Below are 18,008 nucleotides of genomic sequence, written 5' to 3'. Positions count from 1 at the left end.
TTGTTAGTATTTTGTTTTTTTGTGTATATTTGCTTCCTATGGAAAATGCACTTCACGAAAAAGTTTCTCAGGATATATTACTCAAAGCGTATAATCATATGATGCTGGCCAAAGCCATGGCCGACATTTACGAAGAAAACAGAAATGTCTGTAAATATGTTCATAGCACATCAAGAGGCCATGAAGCCATCCAGCTTGCAACAGCTTACCAGCTGAAAAAAGAAGACTGGGTTTCTCCTTATTACAGAGACGAAAGTATTCTTCTGGGAATAGGTTTTGAACCTTATCAATTGATGCTTCAGTTACTGGCTAAAGCTGATGATCCTTTTTCAGGAGGAAGATCTTATTATTCCCATCCTTCAAGCAGGGATGAAAACAAACCTAAAATTGTTCACCAAAGTTCCGCAACCGGAATGCAGACTATCCCTACTACAGGGGTAGCACAGGGAATTAAATATATTCAGGATTTCAATCTTCAGGAATTTGAGAACAATCCAGTTGTGGTATGCAGCCTTGGAGATAATTCTGTTACAGAAGGTGAAGTGAGTGAAGCTTTACAGTTTGCCGCATTACACCAGCTTCCTATTATTTTCCTGGTTCAGGACAATGAATGGGGAATTTCCGTAACAAAGGATGAAGCAAGAACCTGCGACGCTTATGATTTCGTAGCCGGATTCACGGGATTAAGCAGAATGAGAGTAGACGGAACGGATTTCGTGGAAAGTTTCGAAGCCATGAAAAAAGCTGTAGATTTTGTAAGAACAGAAAGAAAACCTATAGTTGTTTGCGCAAAAACAGTACTGATTGGCCACCATACTTCCGGAGTAAGAAGAGAATTCTATAGAGACGAAGAAGATTTAACAAAACACAGAGCTAAAGATCCGGGAGAAATCCTTAGAAAGCATCTACTGGAAACAGGAATTGATGAGGATCTTTTAAAACAAATTACCAAAAAGGCCCGTCTTGAAGCAGAAGAAGCTTTCGAAAAAGCTAAAAATGCAGAAGATCCGAAGCCTGAAACCGTAATGCAGCACGTTTTTGCTCCCACTCCTATTACTGAGGAAACAGGAACACGTGAACCTGCCAACGGAGAAAAAATTGTAATGGTAGATGCTGCCATCCATGCGATACAGGAATTAATGTGGAAACACCCTGAAGCGTTACTTTACGGACAGGATGTAGGAGAAAGAATTGGTGGAGTTTTCCGTGAAACAGTGACTTTAGGAAAAAAATTCGGAAGTAAAAGAGTATTCAATACTGCAATTCAGGAGGCTTATATCATTGGATCTACTGCCGGAATGAGTGCTGTTGGGCTGAAACCAATCGTTGAGGTTCAGTTTGCAGATTATATCTACCCGGGAATCAACCAGCTAATTACAGAGATTTCAAAATCAAACTATTTAAGTGGTGGAAAATTCCCTGTAAGCAACATTATCCGCGTTCCTATCGGAGCTTACGGTGGTGGTGGTCCTTACCACAGTGGAAGTGTTGAAAGTATCCTGGCCAACATCAAAGGAATCAAAATAGCATATCCAAGCAACGCTGCCGATTTTAAAGGATTGTTAAAAGCTGCTTATTATGATCCGAACCCGGTAGTAATGCTGGAGCACAAAGGATTATACTGGAGTAAAGTTCCCGGAACTGAAGATGCTAAAACCATAGAACCAGCCGAAGACTATGTTCTTCCGTTTGGAAAAGGAAAAGTAATTATAGAAGCTGATAAGGAAGAAACTGAAAAAGGCAGAACTTTATTAGTGGTTACTTACGGTATGGGAGTGTATTGGGCTAAAGAAGCCGCTAAGAATTTCAACGGAAGAGTTGAGGTAATTGACTTAAGAACATTGATTCCTCTGGATGAAGAACTTGTTTTCGAAAGGGTAAAAGCACACGGAAAATGTATCGTTCTAACAGAAGAACAGCTTAACAACTCTTTTGCAGAGGCTTTTGCACACCGTATTTCCAAAAACTGCTTCAAATATCTTGACGCACCTGTAGAAACAATGGGATCTTTGGATGTACCTGCTGTTCCTATCAATCTGGTGTTGGAAAAAGAAATGCTTCCCAATGCTGAAAAGCTCAGCAGTAAGATTGAAGAAATGCTGAAATATTAAATATATGAAACCTCTGATTTTTCAGAGGTTTTTTTTATTATTTTTAATAAACGGAACAGATACCTTATTTTGGTATCTATTTTGTTTGTTTGCACACCAAAAATTCTACGCAGCTCTATGATCACAACCAAATACGTCAATTATAAACAGGTTCTCAATCTTGCCGGTGTACATCTTGTCTTCATTTCTATCTGGTGCACATTGATTGCCGTTCTCTTTTATTTCTTTAACTGGCACTGGATGACGATTCCATGGGTTCCTGTTGCACTGATAGGTACAGCAGAAGCGTTTCTTGTGGGTTTTAAAAACAACCAGGCCTATGACAGACTTTGGGAAGCCAGAAAAATATGGGGCGGAATTGTAAATTCCAGCCGTTCGTTTGCCTCTATGGTATATGCTTTCGATACCAAAAATGAAGAAATTGGCGTTTTTGATCTAGAAGACCGTAAAAGAAGGATCGTTTACCGTCATATTGCATGGTTATATACTTTCCGTGAGCAGCTTTTAGTCCCTACGGAATGGGAGCATATCAGTACGGAAAATAATAAATTCGGGAATATCAACCTGAGAAGAAACAGATTGATCAAGGCAGGATTTCCGGATTATGGAAGAGCCCCTATTTTCCTGCACAAATATCTTTCAGAGGAAGAATATGAACGTAAAAACGATTACAAAAACTTTGCTACCTATTTAATTGCTCAGCAGGCAAAAGATATTAACGAACTAAAAAACATGAATGCCATCACAGATTTCAATCAGACTCAACTGCAGAATGCTCTGAATGAATTCTACAATTTCCAGGGACAGGCAGAAAGAATCAAAAAGTTCCCTTCTCCAAGACAGTTTGCAAGTACGGCTTTTGTTTTTAACATCCTGTTCATTATGCTGCTCCCATTGGGATTAGTTAACGAATTTGCAAAATTAGGAGACTGGGGAATCTGGACGTCTATTCCTTTCTGTATTATTATCGGATGGATTTATATCATTATGGAACTCGTAGGAGATTATTCCGAAAACCCTTTTGCCGGATTAATGTTTGACGTTCCAATGCTTTCTATCTGCAGAACGATTGAAATAGATCTTCTTCAAATGAGCGGAGAAACAGATCTTCCGGATCCTATTTCTTCTAAAAATGGGGTGTTAGTGTAATTTCTAGTGGACCATTTTAAGTAAAAAATGAATTTAAGAATCATTAAAAAAATTTAAAATATCCGATAAAATATATTTTAAAAGTTCATTGTTTTTCATAATTTAGGGGCATTGAAAGCGTTCGCTATGTTTATCCATCCGGATGGGTCAGCGTATACTTTTCATCAGCTAATCATTTATCCTTTCTTTTTTTAAACAATGAAATCCAAGCAATTACTGCAGGGTTTGACGATTCTAAGTCTTATCCTATTCTGCCCTAAAATGAAGTCACAGACAGCCTTCAACAAAGAATTACCGAAAGAATTTACAGAGAAATTCACCAAAGAAATTAATGACAGTATTCCTTCTCTGGGATCTTTCATTGTATCCCAGAACAATAAGATCATTTATGAGCAGTATTTTCACGGAGCCAATAAAGAAAACATTTTCAGTATAAAGTCTGTTACCAAAAGTATCGTTTCTGTACTGGCCGGTATTGCACAGGATAAAAATATGCTTCCTAACCTTAACACTCCGGTTTTAAAAATCCTTCCGGAATACAATATCTCAAGAAGCAGTTTCAAAAACATCTCCAATATTGAAGGAAAGGCAGCTCATGATTCTATCAGAAATACATTAACATTAAAAAACCTGCTGACCATGCAGGGTGGTTTTGACTGGGTTGAAAATTCAAAAATTTCAACGGCAATGTCTTTTTCCGGTGATCCTGTAAAATTTGTGCTGGATCTGCCTTTCGAAGAATATCCGGGAACAGTATTCAATTATAACAGTGGTGAAGCCCATCTTTTTGGCGCGGCTTTAGCAAAGATTGTAAAGACCAATCTGAAGCAATTTGCAACAGAAAACCTTTTTAGACCTTTAAAAATGAATACTCCCAGATGGGACACGGATCCTATGAACAGGAACATCGGCGGTTCGGAAATGTTTATGAAACCTGAAGATCTGCTGAAATTCGGTATCATGATTTTGAATAACGGAAAATTTAGCGGCAAGCAAATTGTTTCTTCAAAATGGATTCAGGAATCTACCGCTGAACATGCAAAGCTGGATTCCTGGGATGTAATGCCGGATGCCAACGGGTATGGATACTATTGGTGGCGAAGAAAAACTAACGGACATCAGGCTTTCGTAGCCACAGGTTATGGCGGCCAGCTTATCTGTGTCATTCCCGATTTAAAAATGGTTATTGTAACCACCTGCTTCCTGAATGACAAAAACAAAGGCAGAACAGAGATTAAAAGACTTCACTATTTCATCGATAAAATGACTAAAGAAAATCTGTAATCAATCACGAAATTTTTCAAAATTTATAATACGATGGCCGTTGTGTTTTTCACTTCGGAAATCATAAATGAGCTGTGCGTACTTGCGATGTGTTGAAGCGTCGTCAGTTTCGTCAGCATAAAACTGCGGTAGTCCTCAATATCTTTCACGCCAATTTTAAGAATATAATCGTAATCACCGCTTACATGGAAGCACTCTGTAACTTCCTGAAGATCCATCACTTCTTTTTCAAATTGCAGTACAAATTCCTTCTTGTGCTGAATTAATTTTACATGACACAGAACAATAAAATTTTTCTTAACTTTACTTCTGTCCAGCAAGGCTACATATTTTGAAATAACGCCTGCATTTTCAAGCTTTTTTACACGCTCATAAACAGCTGTAACAGATAAACCAAGTTTACCGGACAGTTCTTTGGTGGTTTGTTTACAGTCTTCCTGCAGAAAAAACAGGAGTTTCTTATCAGTTTCGTCAAGTTCCATTAGATATTTTTTTGGTAAAAGTTTAATATTTCCGAAGATACTAATTATTTTTTCTATATAAACAAAAATTTACAGTTTTATAATCTATAAATTCAATTTTCTGTTGTAATAATTAGCAAATTAATGCAAATTGGGACAATAAAATAAAAACAATATTTATGGAAAACTTTAACGCAGCCAACGAGATTCAGGATCTACAGTATTTTGGTGAATTCGGAGGAGTGAATCCTTCTATCTCAGACAGCTCTACCTATACATTTCTTTCTGCAAAGACCATGTTTGATACTTTCGAAGGAAATGCAGAAGGATGCTACCTGTATTCCAGACATTCATCCCCAATGAATCTTTATCTGGCTCAGGCTCTTGCCAAGCTGGAAAATACAGAATCTGCCAACGTTACAGCATCCGGAATGGGCGCCATTACTTCCGTTTTGATGCAGGTGTGCAAAAGTGGTGACCATATTATTTCAAGCAGAACCATCTACGGAGGAACTTATGCTTTTCTTAAAAACTTCATGCCTCAGTTTAATGTTGCAACTACCTTTGTTGATATCAATAATTTTGATTCTATAGAAAAAGCCATCACTCCCAATACGAAAGTTATTTATTGTGAAAGTGTAAGCAATCCGCTTCTTGAAGTTGCTGACCTTAGAAAACTTTCCGAAATCTGTAAAAAACACAATCTGAAACTGATTGTAGACAATACCTTCTCCCCTCTTTCTATATCTCCGACTTTATTTGGAGCTGATGTTGTGATTCATAGTTTAACGAAATTCATCAACGGAAGCAGTGATACGGTAGGCGGTGTGTATTGTGCAAGTCAGGCATTTATTGATGACACCAAAAATGTCAATTCCGGAGCGTGTATGCTTCTTGGCCCAACGATGGACAGCTTAAGATCATCAAGTATCTTAAAGAATCTGAGAACATTACATATCAGAATCAAACAACACAGCCATAATGCGATGTATCTGGCTGAAAGATTCGAAAAAGATGGATTAAAAGTATCCTATCCTGGCTTACCATCTCACAAAAACCATGAATTAATGAAAAGTATGATTCATGAAGAATACGGATACGGAGGATTACTGACTCTGGATGCCGGAACAACAGAAAAAGCAAACGAACTGATGGAACTGATGCAGACAGAAAATCTGGGGTATCTTGCCGTGAGCTTAGGGTTCTATAAAACCTTATTCTCATGCTCAGGAAAATCTACCTCATCTGAAATCCCGGAAGAAGAAAGAGCTTCCATAGGTATTTCAGACGGGCTGATCAGATTCTCCATTGGTCTTGACCACGATATAAAAAGAACTTATCATAAAATGAAAGAGTGTATGCTGAAAGTAGGAGTTCTAAACCACCATGAAAACATTTCTATCATCTAAATTTATTGTAAAAGGCTGTTTCGTTTGAAACAGCCTTTTTTTATTGTCTGAAAACAAGGGAAAGCCACCAAAAAAGTAAATCTTCACTCATTCTGAATCTACTCATTTTTAGAGTTTTATCATGTCTAAAATATTAACAGCTATTGAAATTTCAATAGCTGTTATATTAAATGAGATCATATTTTTTTAAATACAATTACAAAACAGCTATAGTACTTAATTTATTATACCACTCACTCTATTTACATCTACCATAAAAAAGTACTTTTAAATTTTCATTATCAATATAAAGGCATTTAAAATGAGGATCAAAATGATTAAGAGACGGTTCTAAATTATCGATAATATTAATTTTGTCATTAAACTGATTTTCATAAAACTGTTCTACACTTATTGAATCATTTCCACTAAATAAATATATTGTATCCTTTTTCATGATTTCAACCCCCTTTATATTTAATATTTTAAGGTTTGGTTTATAATCCCCTATTTCTACAAAAGTTGTATCATTTTTCTTACTAAAATAAATACTTAAGTTATTGCTTTTCGATGCTTGCAACCTATTCAATTCCTGTTTATAGGAATATATTTCTCTTTTTAGATTTTCTTTGATTAAAATTCTGGGATAAGAGTATTCCTTAATTTTTTCTCTTTTATTTTCTTGGCAAGAGAATAAGATAAGAAAAAGTAACAATGCCTTACTTCCTTCTAAAAGATGTCGTATCATAATATATAAAATGTGGTCGGTTATCTGGGTTACCTATATATATCCATGGATTAGCTTTTATTTGCCCTCCATATTTATTTAATAAATTTTCGTAGCTACTCCTGTCACCAGTCGTTTGGTTAAAATCTACAGCCCCTCCTTTTTGGAATCCAGAAGGATATGCCATTTCATCGTACCTTGCTTTTAATAAATGTTTATTTTCTGGGTGGTCATAGATTAAAAAAGGATGAGAATGTCCGGATCCTAATAAATTATAACCAGATTGTAAATATTTAAATACAGCGCTCATTCCAACACTACCATCTTGATGATTACTATTAATTATTGTTACAGAACTATCCGAAAACCATCCATTTTTAGTTAAATGATTAAATCCCCATTCCTTTTCTGTGTTTGCTGCCAGGAAATAGAAATAGTTTTTTATTTGTTTTACAGAAACTGAAGAGTTTTCAAATGTTATTGTTGTTGCTACGGGTTTATATTCTTTTAAATAGCTATCATATTCTGTGTCTTGACGCAAATTCTTTATAAACTCTTTATTCAGTTTTATAAACTCAGTGCTATTCCAATTGAACAATCTATCAAACCCATCTTTAGTTCCATTTATAAGTTCAAGTTTACCATTTCTATTAAGCCTATAATCGTCCATTAAACTTTCAAAACTAGATCCTGTAAAGAAATTCCCCCTGAAGTTTCAGAACTAGTAGACATTGTTGCCACATATGCACTATAGGCTAATCCTGCATCTGCTCCTGAATAAGAAATGTCATTACCATCCGGATCAATAAACATGATAGGATTGTTTACAGCATAATTATAAGGGCTGTGTCTTCTGTATTTCTCAGACATAGCATCCATTACACCCCATCTTCCCAGATCAGGCATATACATTCTCGCTCCGTAATCATACATACCATTCTCCTGGAGTTCCTTGCCGTTATATTTGTAATTATAAGCTGGATTTCCTAACAAAGTATTATACCCTTCGTGTTTCAATCCAAAAGGATAATAATTACTCTCTTCAATGATCTCTGAGCCTGCTGTCCCATTCTTAGCATAACTTAACCTGACATTGCCAAGGTGGTCAGTATAATTGTACACATACTTTCCGGTCTCAACATTAAAATATCCCTCTGCCGTCGGAAAGAATTTTAGAATAGAATTCTCATACTGAAAACCATCCAGATAATCTGTAATTTTTGTATCAAAGACTTTTTTCAGTTTTACTCCATCTGCTCTGTAAACATAATCTGTTACTTTGGAGTTTTGGGTAATCTTCTTTGGTAAATTTAAATAATTATATTGGATGGAAGAAATTCCTTTATCCATCTGGCTGGTCATGTTCCCATTATCATCATAATTGATGGTATTAGGTGTTGCAACATACGGATAACCCGATGAATTTTGAGTGGCGTCTTCAACCTTGCTTAGCCTGTTTCCGGAATAGGTATAGTATAATCTGTCTATTTGTATAGGACCGTTACCATCAGAATTTCCATACCTGTCCAGACGGGTGATATTTCCGTTGATATCATAATCAACCCACTCATTATAAGCACTGGTCTGTACTACCGAAGCATCAGGCTTCAGATATATGGCATGCACTAATCTGTTCAGGGGGTCATATGAATAATTATACCTTCTTAGCTGCCCATCTGTAGCTGCTTTCCAATCTACCTCAGCAATATTTCCGTTGAATCTCCCGGGATAGTTTCCAATCACAGGATTTGTATATTTTATTTCATATCCAAACAGTTTTCCGTTTAGATTGGCAGGATCGTTGATCTTAGTGAGCCACCCTCTGATATTATACGTGTAGTCAATACTTTCAAGAGTAGTTCTAGGGTTGGGGCCGCCCACTTTTTTATTTTTCAACTCAGAAAGTTCGTTATACTCGTTCTTGGCTAAAACCTCTGTTGGACTGTTATCAATCCGATGGTTATGAATCAATACTCTATTCTGATGATCATAACCAAAATTTTCATTGATAACTCTTTCTACGTCGGAAGCTAGCCTTTTATGTTTTGTTATGATTTGTAGTGGTAATCCTGCAAAATCCAGTTTAGACTCTACTCTCGTATATCCTCCCAGATGGTTGACAGAATGGGTCCCAATTACTCTTCCTTTCCTGTCGTAATAGGTATAGTTTTTTGTCCAGTTATCATCCTCAATATTTTTTACAAGGGTTAGTACAGGAAGTCCTTTTGTACTTCTGCCGTCAGCATTCGGATTTTCAGTCAATACAGGTTCTCCTAAAATGCTTGAAGGAAAAGGTGGATTAAAGCCATATTGCTGAGGATAAGAATCGTAATACGTAACTGAGAGAAGAGTATCCAGTCCCCAATGCATATTGGTGTAGTAATAAGGCATTCCGTTTGCAGTCAGCGGGGTATTATCCCGGCCTTCAAGGATAGCTCCTCCAATGATCTGGTTTTGCATCCCTATTCTTGTATTATTGAACTTTACAATGCCTGTATAAATAGGTCTTCCAAAGATATCATATTTATAGATAGTCCAGCTGAATGAAGCTCTCTGATTAGCATCCTGAGACAGAATCATCTTATCAACACCGTCGTACACCATATATTCCCATGCTTTTCCGGGAAGCTTCTTTTCTACAAGTCTGTTTCGGCTATCATATTTGTACTGATAACAAAGATTATCGAGAACAGTACCTGAAACAGATGCCGAAGCAGCAGCCAGTGGCGGAATTACAAAAACTAATTGTTTATAATCATCATATACATAATAAGTGTCGGCATTTTGGGAAGAGTTCACTACTTTTCTTATCAAAACGGTTTGCCCTGAACCATCTTTAAATTCGATGGTTGTAATTCCGTCTTCATCGGTAACAGTATTTTTCACCAGCTGCCCTGCCTGATACTCCGAAGGAGCCGGAAGCTCCTGAGAATACAATTTTTCTGTAGCATTCCAGCTTGTAATAGGAGCATACTTTTTGACATGATCAGCTGTGTTGTTAGCATCATATCCAAAAGTTACAGGCTTGTCTGTCCATGCATTTCCAACCTGTTTCTGTTGTAAAACCCTTTGCAAAGGAGAGTTTTCCAGAATTTTTTCGGTGTATATTTTTTCTCCCCCATATGTAGCAGAAGCATTCCCGAGAGGAGAACTATAAAATTCTCCATTCTGAGTTCCGGATTGAGGAACAGGAAGATATTCTTTAGTCTGTCTTCCCAGTGCATCATATTCCACATGAACTACAACATCTTTTTCTGTGGGAGAAGATTTTACGCTGACACTCTGTTTTGGTCTTCCCAGATAATCAAAATATTGTACGGTTTCTGCCTTTTTTATGCAGTCTGCATCAAGGCAGTTCGTTGTCTGTATATAATTCTCTGTACTAGTTTGTGCATAAGATAATCCTGCTACAAACAATGCTATATTAAATAAAAATATTTTTTTCATAATTGATAAATAATTAAAATATAAGCATAGGCGAAATGTAAAATAATTAGCATACCCTATTGCTTATTACTCATGAATTAATGTTTGTAGTTGTATTTGTATTTCTTCAAGACTTTTCCATTATCGTCAACCACCTGATCCAGTCTGTTGGCACTATCATATTTATAATACTCCCGGATTCCGGAAGGCGGAGTCATACTCTTCATTCCAATCAGAGGATCATACACATAAGTTGTGATCTGATAATTTCCGATACTTATATTATTTCTGAAAAGATCCAAAGCATTTTGAAAAGCCTGTTCTGATCCCGCATCAATATCGGCATCAGATTTAGAAACAATATCTGACAGATAAGGTGATATCTGATCATAAGTTGCCCCCTCTATTTTAGCGATAGGCTGGGTTTTGCCATATCCCCAAACTACAGTAACGGGGATACCATCTTTGGTGGTGTATTGCTCTAAATTTCCCTTGCTGTCATATCTGTTGAAGATAACCTCATCAGAAATATTATTTTGTGTATCATACGATACAGTGGAGCTGGGAAATGTATTGGCAGGGTTGTCATATTTTGTTTCAGCTCTTGAAATTAATTTCCCTGTATCAGAGATATTTTTCTTAACAATCGTTTTAGTTTCCAAAGGAATACCTATGATATTGGCATTAACCAGCTTCATATTTCCTTTATCAAAAGCATATTGATAGGTTGTTTCCTGAATAGTTCCGTCAAAAGAAGTTACTTTTTCCAGATTTGTTTTATAGTTGATAGCACTTTTTGTTGTTTCAGCAGCAGTTTCAGTAGTAGCTGAATTATGATAAGTTTTCGAGATTACTTTATGATTTTTTATCCAAGCTGTTTTCAGAAAGAAGTTTGCCCCTAAATATATAGGCGCTACCAGGTATCTGGGACCGAAAAAATCCTCAAGAGTATATTCAAAATTATCTTCTGTCTGTTTTTGATTGGCAGCATTGTATACTTCTTTTTTGTCCAAAAGTCCCTCCCTCATAATGTTATAGTTAGGCCATAATAGTCTGTTCGGCACCTCGGTAGGCTGGGTTGGGTAAGTATCTACCGTTTTAAAATAATATTTGGTATATCCTATATTATTTCCATTGGAAACTTTTACATTTTTATAAATTGTCACAGGATTGGCTGGTACTACACCACTTTCTGACTTTCCTAATATACTGCCTCCGTCTACAAAATAACCGCTTGAAACAGTAGGATCATCAAATTTATTATACTCATATTCTTCTATTGATGACGGAACCGAATAATTATTTACACTGGCAAAATCCAAATCAAAAGATTTGATATTTTTAATTCTCAAAAAGGAATCTGTGGGAACCTTGATGTTACTCTCAGAAGGAGTACCATCATAATAAAATGCCCTAAAATTTATAGAACCACTAAAAGTGGCATTGGGGACAGCGGAAGATAATGTAACATAATATTCCCCAGTGGTAAATGTTCTCTGCTGTATTGTTGGATAGTTTGGATCTGCATCAACCGCAGGTCCTAATGTATAAGGAGTTGGTTTATAAACATCACCAATTTTTTTATAAAAGGTTAATAACCAAGGATAACCTGAAATCTGACCAGCATAGATTTCTATATTTAACTCTTTATCCTGAGGAATGGTAAAGAAATACTCGTAGTGCATTATCAAACTAACGCAATTTTAATATTGTTCATTTTTCTATTAAAGACAAAAACATTTACAAATTGAATAAAAGTTAGTGCTGTTATTTTGCTCAATATCCTTGTCTTAAAGCCATTAAATGATTTTGCATAGTTGCTTCTAATTTTAAATTGATCACAAAGTTGAGAAAACAGGGTCTCAATTCTCTTTCTCGATTTTCTGAAAATATATTTCTGTTTTTGGTAATTTTTTTGATTGATTCTCATTGGTGTATCCAGTTTTATATTTGCATAATTGAACAAGTCAGATTGTACCTGAGCGGACAAATAACCTCGATCTCCGATCAATGTACAGTCATTAATTTGATGTTTTATATCCTGCAAAAAATGAATATCATGAATGCTTGCCGTAGAAATGTCAAAACTTTGAAAAACCCCGGAAACAGAACATATTGCATGCAGTTTGTAACCGTAATAATAACTGGACTGGGAAGCGCAATAACCTCTACTTGGAAATGAAAATTCACTTTCTTTACAAATTTTGGAGCGTTTTGCTCTTGCATTTCTACAAATTTCCAAAGGCATAGAGTCAATAATAAAAACGTTTTCAATCTCATTAAACCGAACAACTATAAGCTTTCGAATCCTTTCCAAATGCAGGAATAATTTCCTCTTTCTACGGTTGTAAACACTTCTTTCGATCATTCCGTTTAATTTTGAATTTGACAGATGTCTAAATAGCTGGTATTCTGAATCTATCGATAAATATTCTGCAGAAATATTAAGAGCAACAATCTCTAAATCAGACAGTTTTGGCTTAATTGGTTTGAAATAAAAGTTCTCATCTGAGATTAACTTCTTTAATTCATTTAAAATAAAATTGTAAATTGCATCTAGGTTATTCATTATGTATCAGATTGATAGTCAATACAATATACGAATTTTTCGTATTATGAATAACCTTTTTTATAATGCACTACGGGTAGAAATATTTTTTGGTATTGGCATTAAACTGATTAAAAGATACATTTGCAATGTCAACTTGCGGAGGCATAACTGTTCCAATTGAATCCTTAAAAGCATAGGGCACTGATTCAAAATTATATTCTGTAGCCCCTCCTGTAGGCAGTTTTACTCTTACTCTATTAAAATGCACTTCCCCACTGCCGGAAGGTAAGCTGTACCCCTGATAATCAAAACTTGTTTTTTCAATATCATTTTCAGAATTATCTACTTGGGTAAAAGAATTTAAAGTACGATCAGAATTATATGAATAATTAAATTTATATTTTTTAACAAATGTATTCTTGGCATTTTTTAGAATAATATTATCTAAGCTGAAGATGTCATTATTTTTATTGACTGAGTTGTTTTTGGTATAATTAATTTCTACAACTCCATGGTCTTTTACTTCTATACGGGTCAATTTATTGATTTGCGATTCTGTAGTCTGAGTTCCGGACAAATTTTTTATATCTTTCAGATAAGTATATTTTACCAGCTCTTGATCATTTTCATCCGAAATGGATGTTAAATAAAATGCGCTTCTATACGTTTTATCAAAATAAAACCCTCCAAGATTCGGGTGGTCCCAACTCCAAACATTCATCATTGAAATATTATAGTCCTGAAACTTATATTTAATTCCTTCATCGCTTGTTATGGTAAAAGAATCCAAAATTAATGTAGCAGTGTTGTTTGTTCTAGTATATTCTATCTTAGAAGTATAAGGGCTTAAGGCTACTATCCCAAAAGTATTAGTGGTAACATTCCTTACAATTCTAAATTTCCCGGATTCTCCTGGAATGTTAAAATTATAAATATCATCAAATTCATTTTTTATATAATGATGGAAGTTTGCATCATCAAAAACCTCATCAAAATCATAAAGAATTTCTCTGGAAATAGCTCCAGGCCCCAAAATTGACCATCCTTTTCCTACTTCACTTGTCCAACTGTCTTTGGAAATATTTCCTGTATGATAGCTTAGTCCCAGATTGATGTTAACAAATTTACTGTTTGTAGGCAAGCTAATTAAAGGATATGATATATTAGGAACTCCTGTCTGCAAAGAGACCGGAATATTTTTGTAAGTCGTTAATGACGACACAGAGGGCACTGGCTGGGTAACCCCCACATTGTGGCTCTGTACCTGACTGTTATACAAATGATAAGTTAGCATACATATCACGAGTAAAAATATTTTCTTCATAAGTGTATTTATTTTTTAATCAATTTGGCATTCGCCGTTTTATTAGTATCAGTTTTTATCGTCAACAGATAAGCTCCCTGAATGAGTGCCTGAGTATTAATCTTGGTTACTTTATTTTTGGTTTTTATACTTTGAAGCTGTCTTCCAGACATATCATACAGTAGAATATCAGCATCTTTAAAGTCAAAACCGATTTCTATGTAAGCATAATCTGAAACAGGATTTGGATAGATTTTGATGTCATATTTTTCGATTAACTGATCAACCTGTTTGTCGCCCAGTTTTACAATCTTCCAGTTTTCTTTTCCAAGCTCTTCTGCGCTGGTTCCGGCTAAAACAATTGATCCGTCTCTGTTCAGTTTTACATCAGAAAGTCTTTCTTCTTTTTGTCTGGATTCTCCTTTCACGTGCTTTCTCCATTGCTCATTTCCGTTTTGATCTAAATATAACATCCAGAAAGTTTCATCATCAGCTTGGATTCTTCCTTCAGCCTGGGTATAACCTCCCAGTAGAATGCCTTTAGAAGATTTGTCATCTGCAGAATGAAGTACACTCATTCCCATTAAAACATCGCGGTTTTTGAAGTTGTAGGACTTCTGCCACTGTTCATCGCCTCTTTCGTTTAAAGCAATCAGCCAAAGATCTGTTCCTTCTTCTATTCCTACGGTTTTATTTCCTGACCTTTCTGATCTTGATTCTCCGCCAACGATGAATCCGTTTGAAGTTAAAGCCAATGTTCTGATATGATCGTCACCTTTTCCTCCAAAGTTCTTTTCCCATTCAACTTTTCCGGTTTTGTCTAGCTTGACGATCCAGTAGTCGCCTTCACCATAATTGCTGCTGGCTTTTGGCATCTGGCTAATGGCTGTTGAAGGAGCAGATCGTTGGTTGTTCGTCTGAGTGCTGGCAGATCCCGAAACACGAACCTCAGAACTTCTGGAGTAAATTCCCAGTAATGCTCCGCCATCACGAGTTGGAATCATTTTTTCTATTTCGTCTAAGCCTTTTCCACCTAAAATTAATTGTGAAAGTTCTTTTCCGTCTTTATCTAGTTTTGTGATCAAAACATCTTTGGAACCGTAACCTTTTGAAGAATTTTGAACATTTCCGGCAACAAAGAATCCTAAGTCTGTAGTTTGAATTACAGCTCTTGCTTCTTCATCTGAAGAACTTCCCAATGTTTTCTGCCATAATTCATCTCCAAATTCATTGATTCTTATGAGCCAGATATCAGATCCTCCTTTGGAATCCTCTTTTTTATCCAGCCCTTTTCCGGAATAAGAGGTTCCGGCTAATAAAAATCCGCCATCCTGTGTGGTGACTGTTGCTGATAGATAATCATGATTATGTCCTGAGAAATATTTTTCCCAGACTTCTTCTCCCTGTTGATTGAGTTTAACCAAATGGAAATCGTAACCGTTGTTTTGTTTGTTGCCTTGTTGTAATTTGTCGCTCTGAATTGAGCTGCCTGTGACCAAATATTGCTGGTCAATAGTTGTGGTAACCTGGCTTAGAAAATCCTGGGTAGAGGATTTGATGTCTTTTTGCCACACTACTTCCTGAGCAGACATGCTCAAGACTGTGCATACAGTAAATGCACCGAGATAAAGTTTTCTCATTTCAATATTGTTTTCTGAGTTACGAATTTGTTTATTAAAAACTTTGCAAATTTAACACTTTTTAAGATTCAAAAATTAGCTTGTTATGATTCGCTGTAAATCATACTATTAATAATTAAATCTTATTTATAATATTTAAGATTCTATTTCATTCTGATACAAAAATATCTATCCACTACGACAGAACATGTCGTATAAAATTATTGAATGTAATTACGAAATTATATCATATAAAAAGAAAATATGACTATTGGCTTTTCTCAGACAAAATACAATCTATATCACCTTTAATCATTTCGTAACCAGCTATTATCATGCTTTGTTTTTATCAAAAGTTCTAAAACGGATAAAAGCCTTCCCAGAGAAATAACAAAAGCTCCGGAATATTGTTAATGAGCTTTTATTTCTGCTACAGAGTTATATAATAGTTCTTTGTGGTTAAGAAATATCCGGTATCCCGATATATGTTTTTTGACACCTACGATTAGATTATACAAACGTAACTTTGGTATAGCAGACCTCAACGAAAAGTAAAAAGACCACAAAAGATCATTCTGAAACCAGAAATTACAATCTTATATCCCTATGTCAACTAGCAACCACGACCTACTGTTCTATAATTAATTGATAATTAGCAAATAAATTCATAGTAATATGTAAAATAACCAATCTTATGAGTAATTATGAGTTTTGGCTAAAGCTATCGGAAGATTTTATTGATTTGATAAATGAACTAAAGTCCATTCCTATTGAATTTTCTTTTATGGAAAAGCACCTTCTATTTCTTATAATAATGATGGGGAAAAGCTTCCTCCGGCTTCATTCTGAAAACATTCAGTAAAATCCAGGATTTCAGGAAACCATAACCGTAAGAAAACATCTGAATATAAGTGGAAATAACTGCCATCCCTGCAATACTTATATTTTTTGTTACCAATAAAGCATGGAAAAACACCAAAAAGGTATACAAACCATAGAAAGAAAGAATCACCCCTCTTCCCGTAAGAAAATACTCCAGAAAGCCCATCAGGTATCCCAGCATAAATAAGGTAGGAAATGCAAAAGAAATCTTCACATAATTAGGGTGTCTCTGGTTAAGAATTGGTCTTGCACAGCCAAACTGATAGACCTGCTTGGAGAATTTCCCAAAATCAACCCTGCGTTTATGATATACGGCAATGTCATCAAAAAAAGCAGTAGTAAAACCGTTTTCCCAAAGTGTCATGGAAAGGTCCGGATCCTCACCTATTCTCATTTCGGAAAATCCACCAACTTTTTCAAAAACAACCTTTTTCACGCCCATATTAAAACTTCTGGGCTGAAACTTTGAAACTGCTTTCTTGCTGCCTCTGATTCCCCCGGTTGTAAAAACAGAAGTCATGGAATAGGAAATAGCTTTCTGCATCAGATTAAATCCTTTGTGCGCTTTATCTGCTCCTCCAAAAGCATCACAAGGGGTCGTCAGAATATCGTTTTTGATATGTTCAATATAATCTTTCTCAACAATCACATCACTATCCACAAATACCAGCCATTCGTTAGCTGCTCTTGCTGCCCCATAATTTCTTGTCAGCCCCGGCCCTGAATTATCTTTTCTGAAATATTTAATATCCAGAATTTCATCAAAATTTTTAATGGTAGGTCTTAGATCGATCAAGGAACCGTCATCTACAATAATGATCTCAAACTCCTTATCTGTCTGTTGGGTAAGGGAGTTCAGCAACTCAAAAAGTTCGTCTTTTCGGTTGTAAATGGCAACGACAATGGAAATAGTAGGCTTCAAATTGAAAATTTTTCAAAATTACTTATTCGCAGAACAACCTACAAACAGTTTAACAGCTTATTCGGAGAAATTAACGATGTGAAACCATATTCTTCTTAATTAAAGGAAATTACCAATGCTATTCTGAGCCAAGTTATTTGGCATTTTAAACAAAACCAACCCCGAAAATCCATTCTAATTTTGCT

The 18,008-nt window shown here is 35.6% G+C and carries 13 protein-coding genes; 4 read left to right on the top strand and 9 right to left on the bottom strand.

Going from position 1 to position 18,008, the window contains the following annotated elements; genetic code table 11:
* The first annotated feature begins 38 nt into the window (after positions 1 to 38).
* From CLU97_RS06310 to CLU97_RS06300, 3 genes are all read left to right on the top strand, one after another.
* Positions 39 to 2,111: a thiamine pyrophosphate-dependent enzyme gene (locus tag CLU97_RS06310; RefSeq protein ID WP_121487171.1), complete on the top strand. Its 2,073-nt coding sequence runs from the start codon at positions 39 to 41 to the stop codon at positions 2,109 to 2,111.
* Between the two features lie 117 nt (positions 2,112 to 2,228).
* Positions 2,229 to 3,260, top strand: coding sequence for a bestrophin family protein (locus tag CLU97_RS06305; protein WP_121487170.1), 1,032 nt, complete (start codon positions 2,229 to 2,231; stop codon positions 3,258 to 3,260).
* A 198-nt stretch (positions 3,261 to 3,458) separates the two neighbouring features.
* On the top strand, positions 3,459 to 4,544 hold the full coding sequence (locus CLU97_RS06300; RefSeq protein ID WP_121487169.1) for a serine hydrolase domain-containing protein: 1,086 nt from the start codon (positions 3,459 to 3,461) through the stop codon (positions 4,542 to 4,544).
* A 23-nt stretch (positions 4,545 to 4,567) separates the two neighbouring features.
* Here the strand turns inward: CLU97_RS06300 and CLU97_RS06295 are convergent, their stop codons facing one another.
* Entirely contained in the window at positions 4,568 to 5,026 is a 459-nt protein-coding gene (locus tag CLU97_RS06295; RefSeq protein ID WP_121487168.1) for an Lrp/AsnC family transcriptional regulator, read from the bottom strand.
* A gap of 158 nt (positions 5,027 to 5,184) precedes the next feature.
* On the opposite strand from CLU97_RS06295, the gene CLU97_RS06290 reads away from it, so the two are divergent.
* Complete coding sequence (locus CLU97_RS06290) at positions 5,185 to 6,414, top strand: aminotransferase class I/II-fold pyridoxal phosphate-dependent enzyme (RefSeq protein ID WP_121487167.1); 1,230 nt, start codon at positions 5,185 to 5,187, stop codon at positions 6,412 to 6,414.
* A 238-nt stretch (positions 6,415 to 6,652) separates the two neighbouring features.
* Here CLU97_RS06290 and CLU97_RS06285 read toward each other — a convergent pair whose 3' ends face one another.
* The 8 genes from CLU97_RS06285 to CLU97_RS06250 form a co-directional block, all read right to left on the bottom strand.
* Positions 6,653 to 7,141, bottom strand: a complete 489-nt coding sequence (locus CLU97_RS06285) for a hypothetical protein (protein ID WP_121487166.1) — start codon at positions 7,139 to 7,141, stop codon at positions 6,653 to 6,655.
* On the bottom strand, positions 7,113 to 7,790 hold the full coding sequence (locus CLU97_RS06280) for a JAB-like toxin 1 domain-containing protein (RefSeq protein ID WP_121487165.1): 678 nt from the start codon (positions 7,788 to 7,790) through the stop codon (positions 7,113 to 7,115). The genes CLU97_RS06285 and CLU97_RS06280 overlap by 29 nt, the downstream gene beginning before the upstream one ends.
* Entirely contained in the window at positions 7,790 to 10,567 is a 2,778-nt protein-coding gene (locus tag CLU97_RS06275) for a DUF6443 domain-containing protein (RefSeq protein WP_121487164.1), read from the bottom strand. The genes CLU97_RS06280 and CLU97_RS06275 overlap by 1 nt, the downstream gene beginning before the upstream one ends.
* A 77-nt stretch (positions 10,568 to 10,644) precedes the next feature.
* Positions 10,645 to 12,231: a hypothetical protein gene (locus tag CLU97_RS06270; protein ID WP_121487163.1), complete on the bottom strand. Its 1,587-nt coding sequence runs from the start codon at positions 12,229 to 12,231 to the stop codon at positions 10,645 to 10,647.
* Positions 12,232 to 12,233: 2 nt separating this feature from the next.
* The gene (locus CLU97_RS06265) at positions 12,234 to 13,115 is read right to left on the bottom strand and encodes an IS982 family transposase (protein WP_121486905.1); all 882 of its coding nucleotides are present in this window, start codon (positions 13,113 to 13,115) and stop codon (positions 12,234 to 12,236) included.
* A 70-nt stretch (positions 13,116 to 13,185) separates the two neighbouring features.
* Positions 13,186 to 14,421, bottom strand: a complete 1,236-nt coding sequence (locus tag CLU97_RS06260; protein ID WP_147436455.1) for a hypothetical protein — start codon at positions 14,419 to 14,421, stop codon at positions 13,186 to 13,188.
* Positions 14,422 to 14,429: 8 nt separating this feature from the next.
* Complete coding sequence (locus CLU97_RS06255) at positions 14,430 to 16,040, bottom strand: T9SS type A sorting domain-containing protein (RefSeq protein ID WP_121487161.1); 1,611 nt, start codon at positions 16,038 to 16,040, stop codon at positions 14,430 to 14,432.
* 778 nt (positions 16,041 to 16,818) lie between these two features.
* Positions 16,819 to 17,823 carry a glycosyltransferase gene (locus CLU97_RS06250; RefSeq protein WP_121487160.1) on the bottom strand — a complete coding sequence of 335 codons (1,005 nt, stop codon included), beginning with the start codon at positions 17,821 to 17,823 and terminating at the stop codon, positions 16,819 to 16,821.
* Between the last annotated feature and the right edge of the window lie 185 nt (positions 17,824 to 18,008).

The sequence above is a fragment of the Chryseobacterium sp. 7 genome (genome assembly GCF_003663845.1).
In the GTDB taxonomy this organism is placed as follows: Bacteria; Bacteroidota; Bacteroidia; order Flavobacteriales; family Weeksellaceae; genus Chryseobacterium.
Note: the sequence above shows the minus strand (reverse complement) of the source record. Positions and strands in the feature narration are given on the sequence as shown.

Bases quoted from the DNA above. Each gene is read 5' to 3' on its own strand.
- CLU97_RS06310 (WP_121487171.1), top strand. From the start codon at position 39: ATGGAAAATGCACTTCACGAAAAAGTTTCTCAGGATATATTACTCAAA.
- CLU97_RS06305 (WP_121487170.1), top strand. From the start codon at position 2,229: ATGATCACAACCAAATACGTCAATTATAAACAGGTTCTCAATCTTGCC.
- CLU97_RS06300 (WP_121487169.1), top strand. From the start codon at position 3,459: ATGAAATCCAAGCAATTACTGCAGGGTTTGACGATTCTAAGTCTTATC.
- CLU97_RS06295 (WP_121487168.1), bottom strand. From the start codon at position 5,026: ATGGAACTTGACGAAACTGATAAGAAACTCCTGTTTTTTCTGCAGGAA.
- CLU97_RS06290 (WP_121487167.1), top strand. From the start codon at position 5,185: ATGGAAAACTTTAACGCAGCCAACGAGATTCAGGATCTACAGTATTTT.
- CLU97_RS06285 (WP_121487166.1), bottom strand. From the start codon at position 7,141: ATGATACGACATCTTTTAGAAGGAAGTAAGGCATTGTTACTTTTTCTT.
- CLU97_RS06280 (WP_121487165.1), bottom strand. From the start codon at position 7,790: ATGGACGATTATAGGCTTAATAGAAATGGTAAACTTGAACTTATAAAT.
- CLU97_RS06275 (WP_121487164.1), bottom strand. From the start codon at position 10,567: ATGAAAAAAATATTTTTATTTAATATAGCATTGTTTGTAGCAGGATTA.
- CLU97_RS06270 (WP_121487163.1), bottom strand. From the start codon at position 12,231: ATGCACTACGAGTATTTCTTTACCATTCCTCAGGATAAAGAGTTAAAT.
- CLU97_RS06265 (WP_121486905.1), bottom strand. From the start codon at position 13,115: ATGAATAACCTAGATGCAATTTACAATTTTATTTTAAATGAATTAAAG.
- CLU97_RS06260 (WP_147436455.1), bottom strand. From the start codon at position 14,421: ATGAAGAAAATATTTTTACTCGTGATATGTATGCTAACTTATCATTTG.
- CLU97_RS06255 (WP_121487161.1), bottom strand. From the start codon at position 16,040: ATGAGAAAACTTTATCTCGGTGCATTTACTGTATGCACAGTCTTGAGC.